This is a genomic window from Leisingera sp. ANG-Vp, from assembly GCF_000813725.1.
Lineage (GTDB): Bacteria > Pseudomonadota > Alphaproteobacteria > Rhodobacterales > Rhodobacteraceae > Leisingera.
In genome coordinates this window covers 1-21,247 of the sequence record NZ_JWLD01000007.1, presented here as the reverse complement: position 1 = coordinate 21,247, position 21,247 = coordinate 1, and the positions used below count along the sequence as shown (strand labels likewise).

Annotated in this window: 22 protein-coding genes; 6 read left to right on the top strand and 16 right to left on the bottom strand. The window is 63.3% G+C overall.

The genetic code is table 11. The features are described from left to right. Positions 1–54 precede the first annotated feature (54 nt). Together scpA and RA20_RS03115 are read right to left on the bottom strand one after the other, a co-directional pair. Positions 55–2,184 carry a methylmalonyl-CoA mutase gene (gene scpA, locus RA20_RS03120; RefSeq protein ID WP_039124559.1) on the bottom strand — a complete coding sequence of 710 codons (2,130 nt, stop codon included), beginning with the start codon at positions 2,182–2,184 and terminating at the stop codon, positions 55–57. Beyond that, positions 2,150–3,082 carry a hypothetical protein gene (locus RA20_RS03115; RefSeq protein WP_039124557.1) on the bottom strand — a complete coding sequence of 311 codons (933 nt, stop codon included), beginning with the start codon at positions 3,080–3,082 and terminating at the stop codon, positions 2,150–2,152. Before RA20_RS03115 ends, scpA begins: the two co-directional genes overlap by 35 nt. 177 nt (positions 3,083–3,259) lie before the next feature. On the opposite strand from RA20_RS03115, the gene RA20_RS03110 reads away from it, so the two are divergent. Next, positions 3,260–3,694: a DUF4174 domain-containing protein gene (locus RA20_RS03110; RefSeq protein WP_039124725.1), complete on the top strand. Its 435-nt coding sequence runs from the start codon at positions 3,260–3,262 to the stop codon at positions 3,692–3,694. 4 nt (positions 3,695–3,698) lie between these two features. Here the strand turns inward: RA20_RS03110 and RA20_RS03105 are convergent, their stop codons facing one another. The 3 genes from RA20_RS03105 to RA20_RS03095 form a co-directional block, all read right to left on the bottom strand. Next, positions 3,699–4,202 carry a hypothetical protein gene (locus tag RA20_RS03105; protein WP_039124555.1) on the bottom strand — a complete coding sequence of 168 codons (504 nt, stop codon included), beginning with the start codon at positions 4,200–4,202 and terminating at the stop codon, positions 3,699–3,701. Positions 4,203–4,349: 147 nt separating this feature from the next. Continuing rightward, entirely contained in the window at positions 4,350–6,395 is a 2,046-nt protein-coding gene (locus RA20_RS03100) for an acetyl-CoA carboxylase biotin carboxylase subunit (protein WP_039124554.1), read from the bottom strand. A gap of 146 nt (positions 6,396–6,541) precedes the next feature. Further along, entirely contained in the window at positions 6,542–6,745 is a 204-nt protein-coding gene (locus RA20_RS03095) for a hypothetical protein (RefSeq protein WP_039124551.1), read from the bottom strand. A gap of 677 nt (positions 6,746–7,422) precedes the next feature. Between RA20_RS03095 and RA20_RS03085 the strand changes: the two genes are divergently transcribed. Then, on the top strand, positions 7,423–8,565 hold the full coding sequence (locus RA20_RS03085; RefSeq protein WP_039124548.1) for a DcaP family trimeric outer membrane transporter: 1,143 nt from the start codon (positions 7,423–7,425) through the stop codon (positions 8,563–8,565). A gap of 83 nt (positions 8,566–8,648) precedes the next feature. Here RA20_RS03085 and RA20_RS03080 read toward each other — a convergent pair whose 3' ends face one another. From RA20_RS03080 to RA20_RS03055, 7 genes are all read right to left on the bottom strand, one after another. After that, a complete protein-coding gene (locus RA20_RS03080) occupies positions 8,649–8,993 on the bottom strand; it encodes a hypothetical protein (protein WP_039124546.1) in 345 nt (114 codons plus the stop codon). 69 nt (positions 8,994–9,062) lie between these two features. Continuing rightward, positions 9,063–9,203 carry a hypothetical protein gene (locus RA20_RS25665; protein ID WP_193748759.1) on the bottom strand — a complete coding sequence of 47 codons (141 nt, stop codon included), beginning with the start codon at positions 9,201–9,203 and terminating at the stop codon, positions 9,063–9,065. 214 nt (positions 9,204–9,417) lie between these two features. Then, entirely contained in the window at positions 9,418–9,801 is a 384-nt protein-coding gene (locus RA20_RS03075) for a DUF6497 family protein (protein WP_342586142.1), read from the bottom strand. Positions 9,802–9,899: 98 nt separating this feature from the next. Continuing rightward, complete coding sequence (locus RA20_RS03070) at positions 9,900–10,250, bottom strand: hypothetical protein (RefSeq protein WP_241482203.1); 351 nt, start codon at positions 10,248–10,250, stop codon at positions 9,900–9,902. Positions 10,251–10,331: 81 nt separating this feature from the next. After that, entirely contained in the window at positions 10,332–10,889 is a 558-nt protein-coding gene (locus RA20_RS03065) for a hypothetical protein (protein WP_039124541.1), read from the bottom strand. Between the two features lie 162 nt (positions 10,890–11,051). Then, the gene (locus tag RA20_RS03060; protein WP_039124539.1) at positions 11,052–12,584 is read right to left on the bottom strand and encodes an acyl-CoA carboxylase subunit beta; all 1,533 of its coding nucleotides are present in this window, start codon (positions 12,582–12,584) and stop codon (positions 11,052–11,054) included. Positions 12,585–12,757: 173 nt separating this feature from the next. Continuing rightward, positions 12,758–13,969, bottom strand: a complete 1,212-nt coding sequence (locus RA20_RS03055; protein ID WP_039124537.1) for an MFS transporter — start codon at positions 13,967–13,969, stop codon at positions 12,758–12,760. 240 nt (positions 13,970–14,209) lie between these two features. Here RA20_RS03055 and RA20_RS03050 point away from each other — a divergent pair, with 240 nt between their 5' ends. Continuing rightward, positions 14,210–15,421 (top strand): multidrug effflux MFS transporter, encoded by a 1,212-nt coding sequence (locus RA20_RS03050; protein ID WP_039124535.1) that lies wholly within the window; start codon positions 14,210–14,212, stop codon positions 15,419–15,421. A 3-nt stretch (positions 15,422–15,424) separates the two neighbouring features. Here the strand turns inward: RA20_RS03050 and RA20_RS03045 are convergent, their stop codons facing one another. Then, the gene (locus RA20_RS03045) at positions 15,425–16,285 is read right to left on the bottom strand and encodes a LysR family transcriptional regulator (protein ID WP_052248802.1); all 861 of its coding nucleotides are present in this window, start codon (positions 16,283–16,285) and stop codon (positions 15,425–15,427) included. 94 nt (positions 16,286–16,379) lie between these two features. On the opposite strand from RA20_RS03045, the gene RA20_RS03040 reads away from it, so the two are divergent. The 3 genes from RA20_RS03040 to RA20_RS03030 all read left to right on the top strand — a co-directional run bounded on the left by RA20_RS03040 (position 16,380) and on the right by RA20_RS03030 (position 18,911). Beyond that, a complete protein-coding gene (locus RA20_RS03040; RefSeq protein ID WP_039124533.1) occupies positions 16,380–16,667 on the top strand; it encodes a YciI family protein in 288 nt (95 codons plus the stop codon). A gap of 65 nt (positions 16,668–16,732) precedes the next feature. Further along, on the top strand, positions 16,733–18,121 hold the full coding sequence (locus RA20_RS03035; RefSeq protein WP_039124531.1) for a helix-turn-helix domain-containing protein: 1,389 nt from the start codon (positions 16,733–16,735) through the stop codon (positions 18,119–18,121). Between the two features lie 154 nt (positions 18,122–18,275). Next, a complete protein-coding gene (locus tag RA20_RS03030; RefSeq protein WP_039124529.1) occupies positions 18,276–18,911 on the top strand; it encodes a hypothetical protein in 636 nt (211 codons plus the stop codon). A 78-nt stretch (positions 18,912–18,989) separates the two neighbouring features. On the opposite strand, the gene RA20_RS03025 is transcribed toward RA20_RS03030, so the two are convergent. The 3 genes from RA20_RS03025 to RA20_RS03015 all read right to left on the bottom strand — a co-directional run. Further along, the gene (locus tag RA20_RS03025) at positions 18,990–19,175 is read right to left on the bottom strand and encodes a hypothetical protein (RefSeq protein WP_039124527.1); all 186 of its coding nucleotides are present in this window, start codon (positions 19,173–19,175) and stop codon (positions 18,990–18,992) included. Positions 19,176–19,528: 353 nt separating this feature from the next. Then, positions 19,529–19,768, bottom strand: a complete 240-nt coding sequence (locus RA20_RS03020) for a YdcH family protein (RefSeq protein ID WP_039124526.1) — start codon at positions 19,766–19,768, stop codon at positions 19,529–19,531. Positions 19,769–19,930: 162 nt separating this feature from the next. Continuing rightward, on the bottom strand, positions 19,931–21,247 hold a 1,317-nt coding region (locus tag RA20_RS03015; RefSeq protein ID WP_039124524.1), incomplete at its 5' end, for a choline dehydrogenase.

Sequence of the window (21,247 nt, the reverse complement as noted above, 5' to 3'; positions counted from 1 at the left end):
CTGGTCCGAAATACCCCCGGGAGGTCAGGGGGGCAGGCAGCCCCCCTGCTTTGCTCAGCTGCGCGCTTCGCGGATCAGGCGCAGGATGTCCTGGGCGGCCTCGGGGATGTTGGTGCCGGGGCCGAAGATGGCCTTGACGCCCTTCGAGTACAGGAACTCGTAGTCCTGCTGCGGAATGACGCCGCCGCAGATCACGATGATGTCGCCTGCGCCTTCGGCTTCCAGCGCCTCGACCAGCTGCGGTGCGAGGGTCTTGTGACCCGCCGCCTGCGAGGAGATACCGATCACATGGACGTCGTTGTCGATGGCGTCCTGGGCAGCCTCGGCCGGGGTCTGGAACAGCGGGCCCACGTCGACGTCAAAGCCGATGTCGGCAAAGGCCGTCGCGATCACCTTGGCGCCGCGGTCGTGGCCGTCCTGGCCCATCTTGACGACCAGCAGACGCGGGCGGCGGCCTTCTTCCTCGGCGAAGTCCTCGATCGATTTCTGGATCGCGGCAAAGCCTTCGTCGCCCTCATAGGCCGCGCCATAGACGCCGGCCAGGGTTTTGACTTCCGCGCGGTGGCGGCCGAATTCCTTTTCCATTGCCATGGAGATCTCTCCGACTGAGGCCCGCGCGCGGGCGGCTTCGACTGCTGCTTCCAGAAGGTTGCCGCTGCCGGCCTCGGCGCGGCGGGTGAGTTCATCGAGGGCGGCCTGGCAGGCGGCCTCGTCGCGGTTGGCGCGCATTTTCTCAAGCCGGGCAATCTGGGCATCGCGCACCGCGTGGTTGTCGACATCCAGGATGTCGATCGGGTCTTCCTTGTCCTTGCGGTACTTGTTGACGCCAACCACAACCTCGTCGCCGCGGTCGACCATCGCCTGGCGGCGGGCGGCTGACTCTTCGATGCGCAGCTTGGGCATGCCGGACTCAACAGCTTTGGTCATGCCGCCCATTTCCTCGACCTCTTCCATCAGCGCCCAGGCTTTTTCGATGAGGTCGTTGGTCAGGCTTTCGATGTAGTAGGAGCCGGCCAGCGGATCGACCACATTGGTCACGCCGGTTTCCTCCTGCAGCACCAGCTGGGTGTTGCGGGCGATGCGGGCGGAGAAGTCGGTGGGCAGCGCGATGGCTTCATCGAGCGCGTTGGTGTGCAGGGACTGGGTGCCGCCGAGCACGGCCGACATTGCCTCGTACGCGGTGCGGATCACGTTGTTGTAGGGATCCTGCTCCTGCAGGGAAACGCCCGAGGTCTGGCAGTGGGTGCGCAGCATCTTGGAGCGTTCGGACTTGGCGCCGAACTCGGTCATCACCCGGTGCCACAGGGTGCGCGCCGCACGCAGCTTGGCAATTTCCATGAAGAAATTCATGCCGATGGCAAAGAAGAAGCTCAGGCGGCCTGCGAATTTGTCCACATCCATGCCGGCATTCAGCGCCGCGCGCACATATTCGCGCCCGTCCGCGATGGTATAGGCAAGTTCCTGCACCAGGTTCGCGCCGGCTTCCTGCATGTGGTAGCCGGAGATCGAGATGGAGTTGAACTTGGGCATCTCGTTCGAGGTGTACTCGATGATATCCGAGATGATCCGCATCGACGGTTCCGGCGGGTAGATATAGGTGTTGCGGACCATGAATTCCTTCAGAATGTCGTTCTGAATGGTGCCCGCTAGGACCGATTTGTCGTGGCCCTGCTCCTCGCCTGCGACGATGAAGGAGGCCAGCACCGGGATCACCGCGCCGTTCATGGTCATCGAGACCGAAACCTTGTCGAGCGGGATGCCGTCGAACAGGATTTTCATGTCCTCGACGGAGTCGATGGCGACGCCGGCCTTGCCGACGTCACCGACCACACGGGGGTGGTCGCTGTCATAGCCGCGGTGGGTGGCGAGGTCGAAGGCGACCGAGACGCCCTGCTGGCCCGCAGCCAGGTTGCGGCGGTAGAAGGCGTTGGATTCTTCGGCAGTGGAGAAGCCCGCGTACTGGCGGATGGTCCAGGGGCGGCCTGCGTACATGGTCGCCTTGACGCCGCGGGTAAAGGGGCCAAAGCCCGGCAGAGTGCCCATATGGGGCAGCTCTTTGGTGTCTTCCTCAGTGTAGAGCGGTTTGACCTCAATGCCTTCCAGCGTCTGCCAGTTGAGGTCGTCAACCGCCCGTCCGCGGAGCTCTTTCTCAGCCAGAGCCCGCCATTCGTCTTTGTTTGTCATCAGGTCTTCCTCTTGTCAGTGCGGTACGGGGCGGGTTCAGGCCCGCCGCCAGTTTATCCGGGTCATGGGCCAGCGTGGCGGTGCCGTCGGCACCGCCTGCCAGCCACATCATGTCGTCGGCGTAGCGTTCGCGCAGGAGTGCGGCCTGCGTGTCGTCAAAGGGGCGCCAGCGGCCTGTTCCCTCAGGCAGCTTGGCGGCTACAGAACCGGGCACGCTGGCCTTGAGGTCCTGCAGGCAGAGCGAGGCGTTGAGGCGCACCCGTGCGTGGGTTTTGGGCGCCTCTACTCCGGTCAGCGCTTCCAGCTGCGCTTCGGGGCGGGTTCCGAAGGTTTCAAACGGCAGCACGTGCAGCCGGGTATCCGGCATCGCGCAGGCGATGTCGGCGATCACGTCCCGCCAGCTGCGCGGGGCCTGCACGATGCGGTCCAGCTGAGCAGTTGACGGCACCCGGTGGCCGCGCGCGACGGCATAGGCCAGCGCAGAGGTCCAGTAGCTGTCCAGGCTGCGGATGCTGAGCGCAATGTCGCTCACGGTCCGGCCGAAAGCCTGGGAGAAGCGTGCCATCCGCTCGCCCACGCCACCGTAAAGATCGCCAAGGCGCAGGTTTTCGCGGATTGTGCCCATCATGTTTTCATCGCTGACCAGCAGCTGGTGCACGCCTTTGTCGCGGCAGTTGGAGAGCTGGATCTGCAGCCGTCCGCGGGCGCGCTGTGCGAGGTTGCGGCCGGTAACGCTGGCTGGCCCCGGCTGGATGCCGTGAAACAGACCGTTGCGGGTGCGGAACGGTCCCCAAAACCCGATGCCCTGTTTGCCAAGCCCATGCGTGTTCTGGCGCATGTATTCCTGGAACGACGTGGTTGCGCAGCGGTGCGCGCCGGTATGAAGGATCACTTTCATCGTGCTTCGGGACCTCTTTTGGAGGGCCGCAGGCCGCAGCCCGGTCAAGGGGAATGGCACAATCATGGCCGGCAACCCCTCATTATCCCGTTAACGATGATATTTTTTGAGCAAGTCACGGATTTCTCAGTCGCATTTGCCGCCGCTGAACATATATTCAACGGGACAGGAGAGATCATGAGAGCAATCCTAAGCGTTGTTTTGGCGGGTTTTCTTCCGGTGGCAGCCTTGGCTGCCGACGGCAGCACGCCTGAATTGATCCAGCCCGGGTATGACGCGGCGCTGGCGGATTTCCAGTGGACGCACCGCCCGGTGGTGGTGTTTGCAGACAGCCCCGAAGACCCGCGGTTCGAAGAGCAGATGGAGCGGCTGATGCAAGGCGAGGACGCCTTGCGGGCCCGTGATGTGGTGGTGCTGACGGATACCGACCCGGCGGCAAAATCAGCTCTCCGCAAGAAACTGCGGCCGCGCGGCTTCATGCTGGTTCTGGTGGGCAAGGACGGCGGCGTCAAGCTGCGCAAGCCGCACCCGTGGACAGTGCGCGAGCTGTCGCGCACCATCGACAAATTCCCCGACCGCCAGCGCGAAGTGGAAGAACGCCGCGGCGGCTGAACGGTCAGCCGTTGCCGCGGACGTAGATCAGTGCCATGGCCTGTTTGTCCAGGACCAGCATGGCGTGGCCGTCCGGCACAAAGACCAGTTTGGACGCGGGGTTGCGGATGGCCTGGTAGTAGATCGATTTCACCAGATCCGACATGCAGCTGACACCTGCCAGCCCGGAGTTCAGCACGCCCAGCCCCTGCGGCAGGTTGCGGGACATGATGGCCTCGGTCACCGCGTTGGGGGATTTTCCGGAAACCGCAAAGACCACCGGCTTGCCCGCGTCCAGCATCTTCATGCCGGTTTCGATCGAGCGGGCGCGGTCCAGCATAGAGGTGATGCGCGGGCTCTCCGCGGTGTGGAACACCGCTGCGGTGCAGCTGGATGAGGATTGGAAGAAGTAAGTCTCCCCCAGTTCGACCCAGGCGGAAAGCTGGGCGCGCAGGGCGTCCTCCTTGTCCAGCGCGCAGCCGGACAGAATGGCCAATGCGGCCAGAAAGCAGGTCAGGAGACGTATCATGCGGCACCTTGAGGTCTTCAAACCGCGTCAGTGTCGCAGGGATTCCTGAAGATTTCGTGCATGCAGGCATGCTGAGGGGAGCAGGCACGCCAACGGGGGCGGGAAAACCCGCCTGCCCGCCTGCATATGTGCCTGCCCCGTGGTGCATTATTCGAATTCCATGATCACATCGTCGACCGCCAGGCTGTCGCCGGCACCCGCGTTGATCTTGGAGACGACGCCCTTCTTCTCGGCGCGCAGGATGTTTTCCATCTTCATCGCCTCGACGGTGCAGAGCGCCTGCCCCTCCTGGACCTCCTGCCCCACTTCGACGTCGACCTTCACGATCAGGCCGGGCATCGGGCAGAGCAGCATCTTGGAGGTGTCCGGCGGCAGTTTTTCCGGCATCAGCTCGGCCAGTTCTGCCTGGCGCGGGGTGCGGACCTTGACGGTCAGGTCAGCGCCGCGGGAGCGGACGCGGAAGCCCTGGGTCACCTTGCCGACCTTCAGCACCAGGGTTTCGCCACTGACGTCCAAAGTGGCCAGCTGGTCGCCCGGGGTCCAGTCAGACGCCACCCGCAGCTCGGTGCCGTCGTCAAAGCGCACGGTGGCGCCTTCGCGGTCCGCATCGGTCACCACGCTGAAGGACTGGCCCTGCAGGTTCACAACCCAATCGGTGCCCACCTTGCGCTCGTGGTTGTCCATCCGGCCCGACACGCGGGTGCGGCGGATTTCGGCAACCCGGTGCATGGCGGCACAGGAGGCTGCGATCTTGCGCAGGTCTGCTTCCGGCAGTTCGACACCTTCAAAGCCATCGGGGTACTCTTCAGCGATGAAGGCGGTGGTCATGTCGCCGGAGACGAATTTCTCATGGTCCATCACCGCCGCCACAAACGGCAGGTTGTGGCCGATGCCCTCAACCTCGAAGCTGTCGAGCGCCACGCGCATCGCCTCGATTGCCTCGCCGCGGGTCGGAGCCCAGGTGCAGAGCTTGGCGATCATCGGGTCGTAGTACATCGAGATCTCGCCGCCTTCATAGACGCCGGTGTCGTTGCGCACGGCAGTTGCGCCTGTGGGCGCGTCGCCATGCCAGGTGCCGTTCTCAAGCATCGGGCCGGAGGCCACTTCCGCCGGCGGGCGGTAGCGGGTCAGGCGGCCGATGGAGGGCAGGAAGTTGCGGTACGGATCTTCGGCATAAAGACGGTTTTCAATCGCCCAGCCGGTCAGTTTCACGTCTTCCTGGCGCAGCGGCAGCTCGCCGCCATCAGCGACGCGGATCATCTGCTCGACCAGGTCGACGCCGGTGATCAGCTCGGTCACCGGGTGTTCCACCTGCAGGCGGGTGTTCATTTCCAGGAAGTAGAAGTTCTTGTCGCCGTCGACGATGAATTCCACGGTGCCAGCGGAGGAATAGCCCACCGCCTTGGCCAGCGCCACGGCCTGCTCGCCCATGGCTTTGCGAGTTTCCTCGTCCAGGAAGGGCGACGGGGCTTCTTCCACGACTTTCTGGTTGCGGCGCTGGATCGAGCATTCGCGCTCGCCCAGGTAAATGCCGTTGCCGTGCTTGTCGCAAAGCACCTGGATTTCGATGTGGCGCGGCTGGGTGACGAATTTCTCGATGAAGATCCGGTCGTCGCCAAAGGAGTTCGCGGCCTCGTTCTTGGAGGACTGGAAGCCTTCGCGGGCTTCTTCGTCGTTCCAGGCGATCCGCATGCCCTTGCCGCCGCCGCCGGCGGAGGCCTTGATCATCACCGGGTAGCCGATGTCGTTGGAGATGCGCACGGCCTCGTCGGCGTCTTCGATCAGGCCCATGTAGCCGGGCACGGTGGAGACGCCTGCCTCCTGCGCGATTTTCTTGGAGGTGATCTTGTCGCCCATGCTTTCGATGGCGCCGACCGGGGGGCCGACAAAGGCGACGCCTTCGGCCTCAAGCGCCTCGGCAAATTTCGCGTTCTCGGACAGGAAGCCGTAGCCCGGATGCACGGCCTGGGCGCCGGTTGCACGGATCGCCTCCATCACCTTGTCGATGACGATATAGGACTGGTTGGCCGGCGGAGGGCCGATGTGGACGGCCTCATCCGCCATTTGCACATGCAGGGCCTGCTTGTCGGCGTCGGAGTAGATGGCAACGGTCTTGATGCCCATCTTGCGCGCGGTTTTGATCACCCGGCAGGCGATCTCGCCCCGGTTGGCGATCAGGATCTTATCAAACATAGGCAGTCCCTTTGTATTCTGGCCCTTGGCCCTTGGCATTCCGGAATGCAAAACGCCGCGCCCGGGGCGAGCCCAGGCACGGCGCATGCGCGATGTCACGAGCGGCCCGGAGGGGCCGGCTGTTCAGATGTGCAGAGGCCGCGGCCTTAGCACTTGCGGGGGTTTTGCTCGCAGTAGACGAGGTTGGCCGCGACGCCGATTGCGGCGCCGGTGATCGGGTTGGCATCCAGCAGCAGCGCGCCCGCTGCGCCGGCGCCGCCGCCGTAAACAATCCGTTCGCCGGCGGTGTCGCCGCAGGCTGCCACGAGGCCGCAGAGCGAGAACGCCGCGATGAGAGATTTTGCCCGCATGTCCAGTTTCCTTCTTCCGGGGACGTAAATGTCCCTGCCGGAATTGCAGGCCTGGGAATGCGGATCAACGCTTCCGCCGGCGGGGCGGAAAGTTGGGCGGAGGCTTGCCGCATTGGGGGGGGTATACGGCAAGCTTCCGCCAGTGCCTGAAGGGGATAAAAGACGGGCAGGCCGCGGATGGGGGCGCGAACCTGCCCGTTCAGGCGAAGGGGCCGGAACAGATGCTCGGCACTGCAGCGTGGCTGCGCTGCTTGACCCACGATGCACGGGCTTGCGGCCCCTGTAAGCCCCTGAAATGCAAGGCGCTTGATTTGAGCAGATTCCTGCTGAACTGAAAGGCCCGTGTGCAAATTCACGCCGAAACGGCGATGGGTGCCATGGCAGGTGGCGCCAGGGCGCACCGGTGCTGTCACATCGCCGTGACAGGCCTGGCGCGGATCCGCGCGGCGGGCGGCAGGCGCCTGAAACTTGCGTGAACAAACGCGGCGCAGCGGCACCGGAATTTGCCGCGCCGGCAGATACTTGACCGATCGGTTCACAAACCCGGCAATGCTGCGTGATTTCTGATCACTTTTCCAAGCTTTGAAAGTCACGGCAGCTCGCCTTGATGTCATTTCCCCCTGTTTGCGGTCCGTGAAAGCGTGGCCGCACACCATTGAAGGAGGAGGGATAACCCCATGAAACAGGTGCATAAAGGGCGTGCTGCCCTGGCTGCTGCTGCACTTGCCGGCAGCGCCGGGCTGGCGCAGGCGGACACCAGCGCTGAACTGCAGGAGCTGCGCGCGCGGGTCGAGGCCCTGGAGGCTGAGAACCAGCAGGTGACCGGCGCCCCCGGGGATTTCCGGCTGGGCAACACCGCCGTCGACATCTACGGCTACGTCAAAGCCGACTTTTACTACGACTTCGATTTCACCCAGGGCGATACCGCCTTCGTCAACAACATCGGCGAGCCGGTCAACGCCACCGACGGCGAGTTCGGCGCCACCGTGCGCCAGTCGCGCTTGGGCATCCGCACCACCACCGAAAGCGATTTCGGAACCCTGCGCGGCCAGCTGGAGTTCGACCTCTTTGCCTCGGGCGGCACGTCCGAACTGCGGCTGCGCCACGCCAATGTGCAGATCGGCGACAATTGGCTGGTCGGCCAGTACTGGACCAACTTCATGCCGCTGGGCGAATACCCCACCAGCGTCGAGTTCAACGGCCCGGTCGGCATCGCCTTTGCCCGGGTGCCGCAGATCCGCTACAGCAACAGCTTTGGCGACGGCTTCGACTACAGCCTTTCGCTGGAGGAAAACACCGCCGCCTCCAGCGATCCTGTCGCCACTGCGGCCTTCCAGTACAGCAATGAACTGTTCACCGCGCGGATTGCCGGCCTTGCGGGCACCATTGAAAGCGGCGGCACCGAGGTCGATCAGACCGGGGTGACCCTGTCGGGCTCGATCCGCCCCTGGGACGGCGGCCTGTTCCAGGCAACTTACGTGGATGGCGAGGCGCTGGGGCCGCTGCTGATCGGTCTCGGCGACGCCGTTGTCGGCGGCCAGGCCAACGACGTGGAGGGCTACACCCTCGAGTTCCGCCAGGATCTTGGCGAGAAATGGAACGTCGGCATCGGCTACGGGCGCGAGGATTACGATCTGCCGACCTCGACCGGCACGCTGTCCTTCACCGAGCTGGAGACCGTTCACGTGAACGCCTTCTTCAACCCCACCGACAATCTGACGCTGAGCGCCGAATACATCTTTGGCGAACGCAATGACGCCATTTCCGGCAACACGTTCGATGGCGACCGGGTGCAGTTCGCTGTGCAGCTGAACTTCTAGGGCGCGGCGCCCCGGACGCAGCGGCAGGCATCGCGGAGAGATCCGCGGTGCCTGCTGCACGTTATGCGTCCAGGGCTTCGCCATTACTCGAACGCCTCCGGGAAGGACGCGCGCGCAACCGCCTCGTCAATGACCAGCAGCGCTTCATAGCTTTCCGGATCAAAGGGATCCTCGGCGGCAATCACCTCGCGGCCGAACAGCCAGCTCAGGCGGCCCGCATCCAGGTTGCCGCGCTCGAACGGCTCATTGCCGAAATGCTCCCACAGCGCCTGCATGAAGGTCATATCGACGCGTTTGTCGACATTCTTGCGGTCGCGGAAGCGCTCGCGCCGGATCAGCGGCGTCACCCCTTTGGGGTTCGGGCGGCGGATGGTGAATTGGAAATCGGTGCCGGGCATACGGCCCGGGAACCCGCGGTGTTTCAGCATTTGGGTGCCTCCTGTCCGGCACCCTGCGGGCGGGAAAGGGCCGGCCGCAGGGCCGGACCCTTATGGTCTTTACTTGTATTTGCCGGTGAAGGCCGGCTCTTGCGAGATCGGCTCGGGCTCGACCACGACGAATTCTTCTTCCTGCTGGGCGCAGGCTGCAACGGCGGCCAGCAGGCCTGCCAGGGCGAATAGCTTGATGCTCTTGGACATCTCTGTCTCCTGATTACAAATGCGAAACCTGCGGGGGTCTCACCGCCCGCGTGCCTCAACCTCAATGTGAAGGCAGCCTGATGGCTGCCCGCGCCAAGGATAGCGGGGTTTGCGCCCGAGTCACATGCGAATCGCGGCAAATGACGGGGTTGTGGCTGCAATGCCGCAAGAATCCGCCTATCTGAAGTATGTCCCGCAAGATGTTGTGGAAGCATCAGAAAGCCTCCCACATGCAGCTTGCGTTTTCCGGGCGGTAGGCTTCGAAAAACTGGGTTGCGGCGGGGTTCTGCGCGCCAAAGGGCACCATCCGGTCCGACAGCGAGATCACCACCCGCGCAGGCGTGAGGCCGTTCTCCGCCAGGTAAGGCAGCGCCAGGGTCTCGCAGAGGTGATCCATGTCAGGCGCCGCCGCTTCATAGCTGACGGTGCCGGTTTCGCGGGCGATTTCCGGCGCCAGAAAACGGAACCGCACCCAGGTCTGGCCCGGCGCGTCATCCAGCAGCACCTCGGCAAGGGTCACCGGCTGGCCCGAGGGCACGGCAACAGGCTCGCTGGCATCAGCTGCGGCGGTGAAAAGTGCAAATGGGAAAGCAGCCAAAAGTCTGCAGCCCCGGCCCCCGGTTTCCCGGGCTCCTCCGGCCGGAGCTGCAGGCGCAGCACAAAAAGCGCGCGCTGTCTGAATTTGGCTGACGCGGATCATGAGCCTGATTCGCTCTTCATGTCAATTTTTGCCGCAATTTTGTGCGGATTCTTCGCTTTCATACCGGTTTCAGGGCACAGTCTGCCCTTGCTCCGCCCGGCATGGCGCAGCCAGCGGGCGCGGTTGCCCGGGTGTTCCAGAACGCCGGCTATGAGGTCTGCGGCATTGGAAGGGACGCGGCCCATCACCTGCCCGCCAGCCCGGACTCTAAGCCCCTGCCCTTCTTGGGTAACCTCCACCACTGGAGAGAAGCCCCGCAACGACTGCAGCTTGCGCCACATGTCCTGACGGACCTGATGCGCCAGCCGCAAAGGATCGCCCGCCGGCAGCACGGTTTCCGCCGCCACGTCAAAGGACGCAGGCAGGCGGCGGGAGAGTGTGAGGCCTCTCTCAATTTGCGTGATATGCCAGGTGTTGCGGGTCACGAGTTACCAGTTCTTACGCAACACAGAAGGATTGACGGAGGCGCCGGGTTTGCAAGTCCGGTCAAAAACCGAACCCTCTTCGCAATTGTACTTCACAGCGTCGATGAGGCGGATTTTCAGCTGGTTCGCAGCGTCGCCATACTCCCCCTGCAAGAGAGTTTTGGCAATTTTGATTGCCTCGGCAGATGACTGCCCAGTTTCCGGTATGACAAAAACAGTACCCGGTTCAGATTTAAAGGAATACGTGATGTCTTCCGGAACAACTTTGAAGTCCAAAAACGTCCCTGACGTTAGAACATACTGCCCCTTGCCTTTAAACCGCACATTGTCGAACAAAGCATACGGCAAACCTGCATCACGATCCCGTACAAACCAGGACGTCCCGATGTCGAAACGGTACGTTCCAAAAATGAACCCGCCGTCTCTTTTTCTGCAATCCTTAACCTTGCCGTCAGCTACCGGGCAAAAAACCGCACCTGTGAACGGCGCCCTTTCCTGATGGGTGTACAGCATCAGGAGGTATACGTCATTCTTGGAAATTTTGGTTTTCTTACCCGTCATCTCTCCCGCTCCCGCTTCCAAGCAAAGGAAGGGCACTGCAGCGACTAGCGAGGCAAAAAGAGAATTTTTTATTGAGAACAATGCATTGCTCCTAGTTTCAGGGACCTCCCACAGGGCAGAAAAGCACTGTGGGAGAAGGTGCTGATAGCTTCTTGCGGTTCGTTACAGCGGAATGTTGTCGTGCTTTTTCCACGGGTTCTTCAGCTGCTTGCCCCGCAGCGAGGCAAAGGCGCGGGCAACCCGGCGGCGGGTGGACTGGGGCATGATCACCTCGTCGATGAAACCGCGCTCAGCCGCCACAAAGGGGTTGGCGAAACGGTCTTCATAATCCTTGGTGTGGGCCGCGATCTTGTCCGCATCGCCGAGGTCGGCGCGGTGGATGATCTCGGTGGCGCCCTTGGCGCCCATCACCGCGATCTCGGCGGTCGGCCAGGCATAGTTGAAATCGCCGCGCAGATGCTTGGAGGCCATCACGTCGTAGGCGCCGCCATAGGCCTTGCGGGTGATCACGGTGACCTTCGGCACGGTGGCTTCGCCATAGGCAAACAGCAGCTTGGCGCCGTGCTTGATGACGCCGCCGTATTCCTGGGAGGTGCCCGGCAGGAAGCCCGGCACGTCGACGAAGGTCAGGATCGGGATTTCGAAACAATCGCAGAAGCGCACAAAGCGCGCGGCCTTGCGCGACGAGTCGATGTCGAGGCAGCCCGCCAGCACCATCGGCTGGTTGGCGACAACACCCACGGTCTGGCCTTCGAGGCGGATGAAGCCGGTGATGATGTTCTTGGCGAAGTCTTCCTGGATCTCGTAGAAGTCGCCCTCGTCCGCGACTTTGGTGATCAGCTCCTTCATGTCGTAGGGGCTGTTGGGGTTTTCCGGGATCAGGGTATCCAGGCTGCTCTCGACGCGGCCAGGCTCGTCAAAGAACGGGCGAACGGGGGGCTTTTCGCGGTTGTTGAGCGGCAGGAAGTCGACCAGGCGGCGGACTTCGGCCAGCGCCTCGACGTCGTTTTCAAATGCGCCGTCGGCGACGGAGGATTTCTTGGTGTGGGTGGAAGCGCCGCCCAGTTCCTCAGCCGTCACCACTTCATTGGTCACGGTTTTCACCACGTCGGGACCGGTCACGAACATGTAGGAGGTGTCTTTGACCATAAAGATGAAGTCGGTCATCGCAGGCGAGTAAACCGCGCCGCCGGCGCAGGGGCCCATGATGACAGAGATCTGCGGGATCACGCCGGAGGCCATGATGTTGCGCTGGAAGATCTCGGCGTAGCCTGCAAGCGCGTCGACGCCTTCCTGGATCCGGGCGCCGCCCGAGTCGTTGATGCCGATCACCGGCGCGCCGTTCTGCACCGCCATGTCCATGATCTTGCAGATCTTCTGAGCGTGGGTGGCCGAGACTGAGCCGCCCAGAACGGTGAAATCCTGGGAGAAGACATAGACCTGGCGGCCGTTGATGGTGCCCCAGCCGGTGACCACGCCGTCGCCCGCCGGGCGGTTGTTTTCCATGCCGAAATCGGTGCAGCGGTGGCCGATGAACATGTCGAACTCTTCAAAGCTGCCTTCGTCCAGCAGCAGTTCGATCCGTTCGCGGGCTGTCAGCTTGCCGCGCCCATGCTGTGCGTCGATGCGGCGCTGGCCGCCGCCCAGCCGCGCGTCCTGGCGGCGGTCTTCCAGCTCGGAAAGGATGTCTTTCATGGCACATGTCCCCTGTCAGTTTCAGCGCGAACATATATTGCGCTGCAGCGAAGCCAAAGGACATTTTCGCAAATTTGCAAATCGTTTGCATACGAGGTTCGCAAAGTTGAAAATCAGCAAACCCCACCGCTGGAAGAACGCACCGGAGGAATGACCGTTCTGCGCAGCTGGAGCTACTGTACCCCCGCTTCGCGGCCGCCTGCCCCGCCGCGGCGCAGCCGGACGGCGGCAAGGACCGCAGCGAGACCTGCAGCCGAGGCCAGCAGCATCAGCAGCAGCAGTGCAGGAGCCGGGTTTGCAGCCGGAAGGCTCCACCCCGTCAGCGCGGTCAGGACAGCGCCTGCAGCCACAGTCAGCGCGCCGCTGATCCCGGCGGCGCTGCCCGCCAGCCGGGGCTCGACAGACATTGCCGCAGCATTGCAGGCGGGCATCGTGATGCCGTTGCCGAGACCGGCAAAGACCGTGCAGCCAAAGAAGAGGACCGGCGATGCCGGGCCTGCAAGGGTCAGGGCCAGCCCCGCAGCGAGGCCGGCACAGGCCACCAGCCGCCCGGCCAGCATCAGGGCCGCCGGAGTGCAATGCGGCGCCAGCTTCGCAGAGATCAGGCTGCCAGCCATGAAACCGGCGGTAATTGAGCCGATACATATGCCGAGCGCGCTGGACGGCATGGCAAACTGCGCTGCGGCGGCCAAGGGCGCGCCCGTCAGGAAAATGTAGAAGGCGCCGGTCGAGAAAGCGCCGCACAGGGAATAGGCCCAAAACAGCGGCGCCCGCAAAAGCGCGGCTGCCCCGCCTGCCGGCAGTGGCGCCTCACCTGCCCGGGCGGGTCTTGTTTCCCCCAAATCGGCCCAGCACAGGGCAAACAGCAGCAGCCCCGACACTGCGTAGAAGTGGAAACTGGCGCGCCAGCCGAAGACGGAATCCAGCAGCCCGCCCAGCATCGGGCCAAGCATCGGCGCAACCGCCATGCCCAGGCTGATATAGCCGATCAGCCCGGCCGCCCTCTGCTCGGACGAGGTATCGCGCACAATCGCAAGCGACAGCGCATATCCGGAAATTATGCCGCCTTGCAGCATTCTGAACGCCAGAAAGGTCCAGACATCCTGCGCCAGCGCACAGACCAGCGAGGCGGCGGCAAACAGGGCGGTGGCAGCAAGCAGCACCGGGCGGCGGCCGATCCGGTCCGACACCGACCCCGCAATCAGCTGGATGACAGCAGTGATCCCGAGGTAGCCGGACACTGCAAGGCTGACGGTTGCATAGTCCGCATCCAGGTCCGCTGCGATGCCCGGCAGGGATGGCAGAAACATATTGAGCGACAAGGTGGCATAGGCTGTCAGAACAATCAGTGTGAAAAAATGCGGCGGAGATTTAGCTGCGGGCATTGCAGTGCTCCTGTTTCAAAAACAAAAAACCCCCGGAACTGGTCCGGGGGCGCATGGAAACGGATATGGAAACCGTTAACGGTCCATGCGCCTGTTTACTGCGAATACGGCTGAAATCAGCATGCGGAGCCTCCCTTTACCGGAACGCTATCCGCAATGCTTGCGCGTTGCAACGCCCATGACAGAGGTTGCCTGATTACCCGATAGACAAGGACGGCGGGCTGCTCTAAGGCAGATGGTATGTCCACATATAATGCCCGCATTTCCGGCCAGCGGACGCCTCCGCGCATCTTCACCCTGATCCTGCTGGCAGGCCTGTCGGCGCTTGGCATGAACCTGCATCTGCCGTCGCTTGCGGGGATGGCGGAGTATTATGCGGTTGAATACCGGGTGATGCAGCTGTCGGTGGCGCTGTATCTGGCGGGCAATGCGGTGGTGCAGATTTTTGTCGGGCCGATTTCAGACCAGATGGGGCGGCGGCCGGTGATCCTGGCCAGCATTGTGCTGTTTTTGCTGGCGACACTGGGCTGCATTTATGCGCCCACAGCCGAAGCTTTCCTGATGTTCCGGGTGGCGCAGACCGTCGTGGCCGCCACCATGGTCCTCAGCCGTGCCGCGGTGCGGGACATGTTTGACACCGATCAGGCGGCCAGCATGATCGGCTATGTCACCATGGGCATGGCGGTGGTGCCGATGATCGGGCCGGCCATCGGCGGCTTCCTGGACCAGTGGATGGGCTGGAAGACCAATTTCTGGCTGCTGTTCCTGGTGGGCGCCGCCACGCTGGCCATCACCTTCACCGATTTCGGCGAGACCGCCCGCAAAAGCGGCAAGACGCTGACCGCGCAATTCAAGGAATACCCGGAGCTGCTGCGCTCGCCGCGGTTCTGGGGCTATTCGCTGGCGTCCGGCCTCGCGTCGGGGTCGTTCTTTGCCTATCTGGGCGGCGCGCCGTTTGTCGGCACCGAGGTGTACGGCCTCAGCACGGCGGAACTCGGCGTCTATTTCTCGGCGCCTGCAATCGGCTACTTTGCCGGGAACTTCGTTTCCGGCCGCTATTCCACCCGCATCGGCATCAACCGGATGGTGCTTTGGGGCTGCGTGATCAATGGCGGCGGGGTGCTGGTGTCGCTGCTGATCGCGGCGTCCGGCGCTGATACGGTGTGGACGTTCTTCGGCCTCATGTGTTTTGTCGGGGTCGGCAACGGCATGGCTATCCCCAACGCAACTGCCGGGGCAATCTCGGTGCGGCCGCATCTGGCGGGAACCGCCTCGGGCCTTAGCGGCGCTATCATGATCGGCGCAGGCGCGGCGCTCAGCGCCTTTGCCGGCATGCTGCTGGTGCCGGGCTCCACCGCGGTGCCGCTTTTGACAATCATGTTTGCCACCGGCGTCTGCGGGCTGATCTCGATCCTGCTGGTGATCAGGCGGGAGCGGCGCCTAGAGGCGTGAGGGTCAGCCCGGGCCCGGCGCGGCAAACACCCCTTCCAGCCAGGCAACGGTGCGGCGAATGCGCTCCAGCCCCCGCAAGTCGCGCCGGACCATCAGCCAAAGCTCGCGCTCCGGCAAAGGCACCGGGCAGGGCAGCTCGCGCAAATTGGCATTGGCTGACCCTACAAGCCGCGGCAGCAGGGTCTTCCCCTGCCCAGCCAGCACCGAGAGAAACAGGGTTTCCGCATCATTGAAACAGGCAGGGGACAGCGTTTCCCCCGGCTGGCGCGCTGCCGCATCCACCGCTTCTGCCTGCGGCAGGAAACCCATCCGCGGATCATATCCCAGCCAGGGCAGATCCGGGCCGGCCTGCTGCGCGGCGTAAGCCGCATAGGGCAAAACGGCAATTTTGCGCGCCAGGACCCCCTGCCCTGTTCCAGCCGGACGGGCAAACCGCAGCGCAATATCGGCTTCGCCTTCAGGCAGGCTCAGGTCGCGCGGGTCGCTGGCCAGCTCCACCCGCAGCCCCGGCGCGGCGGACAGCAGGTCCGGCAGCTGCGGCAGCAGCAGATGATTGACGATCAGCGGCACCGCTGTCAGCCGGACGGTGCCTGCAAATTGCACGGCCTCGTCCTGGCCCATCGCCTGAAGCGCCTGCGCCGCATCCCCCATGGCTTCCGCATGGCGCAACGCGCCGCGCCCCGCAGCGGTCAGCCGCAACGCGCCGTTCCCCTCCCTTTCTGTCAGCGCAAACCCCAGCGCTTGCTCCAGCGCTGCCAGCCGCCGCGCCACAGTGCTTTTGTCGGCCCGCAGCAGACGGGCCGCGGCGGTCAGGCTGCCTGCCCGTGCCAGCCCCAGAAGAAAACGTGCGTCATCCCAGTTCATAGCGGCAAATTTGCACCTTAAAGCCGCGGAATTCCACCCTGCCGCGCAATTCTGCCATGATGCACCCTGCTGCAGCGACAATCAGGAGCGAAGCATGATCTATTGCGTTTTGTTTGAAGACACTCCCGGCAGGGAGACACTGCGGCAGCAGCATATGGCTGCCCATCTTGAATTTCTGGCCAGCCGCGGGCAGCAGGTCCAGGGCGCTGGCCCGCTTTTGGAAAACGGGGAGGGACAGGGCGGCATGTGGATCGTCGAAGCCGGTTCGGCGGAGGACGTCCAGGAACTGGTGCAGGCGGACCCGTTCTGGCCGACCGGCCTGCGCAAGTCAGTGCGGATCCTGGAATGGCGGCAGGTGTTCCGGGAGGGTGCGCGGGTCTGACCGCTTGCGCGCGCCATTTTGCAAAGTTAACTTGCGCGGAAAGTAAACTTGCAAAGGCACGCCCTATGGCCACCCAGAAACTTTACGCCGGCGCCAAGCTGCGCGAGATGCGGCAGCGGCTGGAGCTGACGCAGAAGGACTTTGCCGCCAAGCTGGGGGTCTCCCTGCCCTATCTGAACCAGATGGAGAACAACAACCGCCCGGTCTCGACCACGGTGGTGCTGGCGCTGGCGCAGGAATTCGGCATGGATGTGACCGAGCTGAGCGCCGGCGACAGCGAACGGCTGGTCAGCGACATGCGCGAGGCGATGGCGGATCCGGTCTTTGCTGATGACGCGCCGCCGCTGGCGGACCTGCGGCTGACGGCGTCGAATGCCCCTGCCCTGGCACGCGCCTTTCTTTCACTGCACCGGGCCTACCGGCAAACCCATGAGCGGCTGGCTTCACTGGATGAGGCGCTGGGACGGGAGGATGCGCGCATCCAGGCTTCTCCCTGGGAAGAGGTCCGGGATTTCTTCCATTACTGCGACAACTACATCGACGCAGTGGACCATGCGGCAGAACGGTTTGCCTCTACCAGCGACATCCGTGCTGCAGCCATAGCCGAGCTGGAGCGCGGCGGCATCACCGTGCGCCAGACTGAGATGGAGGGGCTGCGCCACTATGACGGCGAGGCCAGGGTGCTGCACCTGTCGAACCGCTCGGCCCCGCAGACGCAGTTGTTCCAGATGCTGCTGCAGGTGGCGCTGCTGCGGCAGAACACTTTGCTGGAAGCGACCCTCGATTTTGCAAAGTTTCAGAGCGAGGAGGCCCGCTCCATCGCCAAGATCGGCCTGGCGAATTACTTTGCCGGCGCCGCGCTGATGCCCTACACGCGGTTCCTGGACGCAGCCCAGGCCTGCCGCCATGACCTGGAGCTGCTGTCGATCCGTTTTGGCGCCTCGATCGAACAGATTGCGCACAGGCTCTCAACTCTGCAGCGGCCCGGCGCCAAGGGGCTGCCGTTTTTCTTTGTGCGCGTGGACCAGGCCGGCACGATCACCAAGCGGCACTCGGCCACGCGGCTGCAGTTTGCCCGTTTCGGCGGCGCCTGCCCGCTGTGGAACGTGCACCGGGCGTTTGAGACCCCGGGCCGCTTCCTGCGCCAGCTGGCAGAGACGCCGGACGGGGTGCGCTATATCTCCCTGGCGCGGGATGTGTCGAAGCCCGGCGGCTCCTACGGCGCGCCGGTGCGGCGCTATGCAATTGCGCTTGGGTGCGAGGTGCGCCACGCGGATGCGCTGGTCTATGCGGACAATCTGGATGTGAGCAACGACAGCGCCTATGAGCCGATCGGCATCTCCTGCCGGATCTGCGAGCGCAAGGACTGCCACCAGCGATCAGTCCCGCCGCTGGAGCGGCGGCTGACCATCAACACCGACCAGCGCGGCGTGCTGCCTTACGAGGTGAGCTGAGGGCGCGATACAGAATTGCTCAGCTTCGCGGGAACGTGCTTTGCGTGCGCCTTGCGATGCTTTGCAGGGGTATATAAACGCGAAACATACTTAGAACCCCCGCTTTTGCAGGATTTCACCCCCCAGTTTCATTCTACAAAACCAAGGACTTTGCATGACCTCTCTCCCCTTGAAGCAGCTCCTTTGCCAGTGTGCACTTTGCCTCGCCATTTCTGGCGGCTCCCAAGCGACCGCCGCTTCTCCGCAAACTCAGCTTGCAGACGAAATCGCTAGGCTGAGCGAGTATAAAAAGATCGGGCACCGTCTGGATGCCAAGGTTGAAGGCTGCGTATTCCATTCCCGCCGGTGGGATCCGCTTCCGGAGGGCGGCGAAGTCCTGGTGGGCATCGCCAGTGCCGATTTGCAAACCGCCGCTTTCACTGTACCGCTGACTTTCCGGATGAGAGCCAAAGTGCTGCAAGAGGAAGGAAAGCCGGTGGATTTTCTACGCAATGGCTCCTGGGTCGTGGATCTGGATGAAGGTCCGGAAGCCGGAGGTGCAATGGAGATTTCCGGCAGCGATGCCTTTCCAATTATTCGAGAGGAGTCTGTTCTGCGGGAGCGGACACAATCCTATATCCGCTCAGGCGACACCCGTCCAAGCCCCCGTGGAGATGGTAAGAGCTACGTTTTCCGGGATAGCACAAGGCTGTTCATTGCCTATGATCAACCAGGAGGAGGGCAGCAGCTGCGCGCGCTGGAAGCTGCTTTGATCGAATACCAGCAGACATATTGCCAGAACCTGTCTTAAACTACTGTTAGAGGATGCGCCGCAAAGGACTGCACCCTGTGTTCCGAACAGTGGCTTTACGAATTCGGCAGGTGCCTGTTACCCGCGCAGCTTGCTGAGCAGCGCCGAAACCAAGGAGGTTTTCCCAGGCTGTTCGACCTCAGGATGGCTCACCTCCTCCGCGGTCAGCACCCGGCGGACAGCTGCCAGAATTTCCGCGTCGCTGACCTCTGCAGCGATGCCCTGAATCTCCTCACCGAAAGCGGTCTGGCAGGTCTGTTCCATCTGGCATCTCCTCAACTCGAAACTCAGGCAGCGGCCCGTATGAAGGCACATCCGTTTGCTGTACCCAGACTATACCAAAGCGCGGAGGATTGCCCCATTTTAGCTCGAATTTGAGGAAATTGGTTAATGTTCGGCCACTGGGCGGAGACAGTCCGTCAGCGGGAGCGGATTGTTTCCGGAGCAGGCGCAATGACCGCCGGAAGAGCCCCAATCCAGCCAAAGTTCCCGAGGGCAAACTGCTTCAAATTTGCTGCAAAGTGATTCTCTTCCGGGCTGTTTCCACTCCCGCCGTGCCCGCCGAAACAAAGAAGGGCGCCCGAAGCGCCCTTCCGTCTTGCTTAGCCGGAACCGGGTCAGACCTTGGACAGGATTCCCCAGATCTCATCCTTCAGCGCGGCGCGCTGCTTGCGCATGTCGGTCTCAGCCTGTGCGCTCACCGGCTCCACGTTGGTTTCGGCCCGGTGCACGGCGCGGTTCACCTCGTGGTATTCATCCGCCAGCTTGGCAAAATGGGCGTCGGACGTCTTCAGCTCGCTCATCAGCGCAGCCTTGTCCGGGAATTCCTGTGCCAGTTCATGGGGCGTGTTGGACACCTGTTCGCTCCTTCTCATTAGGGTCGTGAACAGGTTATGCGCCGGGCCGCGCCGCCGCTTTGACGCGGATCAAAAGATGCCGCGGACGTGCTGATTTTCGACAGAAAAGTAAGCCGCCCGCACAAAGGGGAGGTGGCGGGCGGCTTGCTGGTGCGCGGCAGGTCAGCGCTGCGCTTCGCGCCAGTTCGGGTTGAACCAGGGTTCGGCGTTCGAGGACGGCAGACGGCGGCCCAGGATGTGGTCCGAAGCCTTCTCGCCGGTCATGATCGACGGGCCGTTGAGGTTGCCGTTGGTGATGCGCGGGAAGATCGAGCTGTCGGCGACGCGCAGGCCCTCGACGCCGATCACGCGGCATTCCGGGTCGACCACCGCCATCGGATCATCCGCCGCCCCCATCTTGCAGGTGCCGCAGGGATGATAGGCGCTTTCCACATGCTCGCGCAGGAAGCCGTCGATCTCGTCGTCGGTCTGCAGATCGGTGCCGGGCTGAATCTCATGCTTGAGGAACGGCTTCATCGCGTCCTGGGCAAAGATCTCGCGCGTCAGCCGCACGCATTTGCGGAAGTCGATCCAGTCCTGCTCGGTCGACATGTAGTTGAACAGGATTTTCGGCGCGTCCTTGGGGTCAGAAGAGGCCAGCGTGACCTCGCCGCGGGACGGTGAGCGCATCGGGCCGACATGGGCCTGGAAGCCATGGCCTTCGGCTGCGGCCTGGCCGTCGTAGCGGACGGCGATGGGCAGGAAGTGGTACTGGATATCCGGGTAATCCACCCCCTTGTCGGAGCGGATGAAAGCGGCGCTTTCGAACTGGTTCGAGGCGCCGAGCCCGGTCTTGGTGAACAGCCATTGAGCGCCGACCAGGCCCTTGCCGACCAGGTTCCAGTACTTGAACAGAGTGATCGGCAATTTGCAGGCGAACTGGAAGTAGAACTCAAGGTGGTCCTGCAGGTTCCGGCCGACGCCGGGGCGGTCTGCAACGACCTGAATACCATGTTCAGCCAGGTGCTTTGCCGGACCGATGCCGGACAGCATCAGCATCTTGGGCGAGTTCAGCGAGGAAGCCGCCAGGATCACCTCGGCATTTGCCCGGATCACCTCGGTTTTGCCGCCGCGTTCGATCTCGACACCCACCGCGCGGCCGTCCTCGATCACCACCTTGCGGGCAAAGGCGCGGATCATGTCGCAGTTCTCACGCTTCAGCGCCGGGCGCAGATAGGCGTTGGCGGCGGACCAGCGGCGGCCGTTGTGGACCGTCATCTCCATCGGGCCGAAGCCCTCCTGCTGCTCGCCGTTGTAGTCTTTGGTGACCGGGTAGCCGGCCTGCTCGCCTGCCTTGACGAAGGCATCGTGCAGCGGGTTGTCGCGGGGGCCGCGGGTCACATGCAGGGGACCGTCCTTGCCGCGCCAGTCCGGGTCGCCGCCGTGGCCGCGGTCGTTCCAGGTCTCCATGCGTTTGAAATAGGGCAGCACGTCGGCATA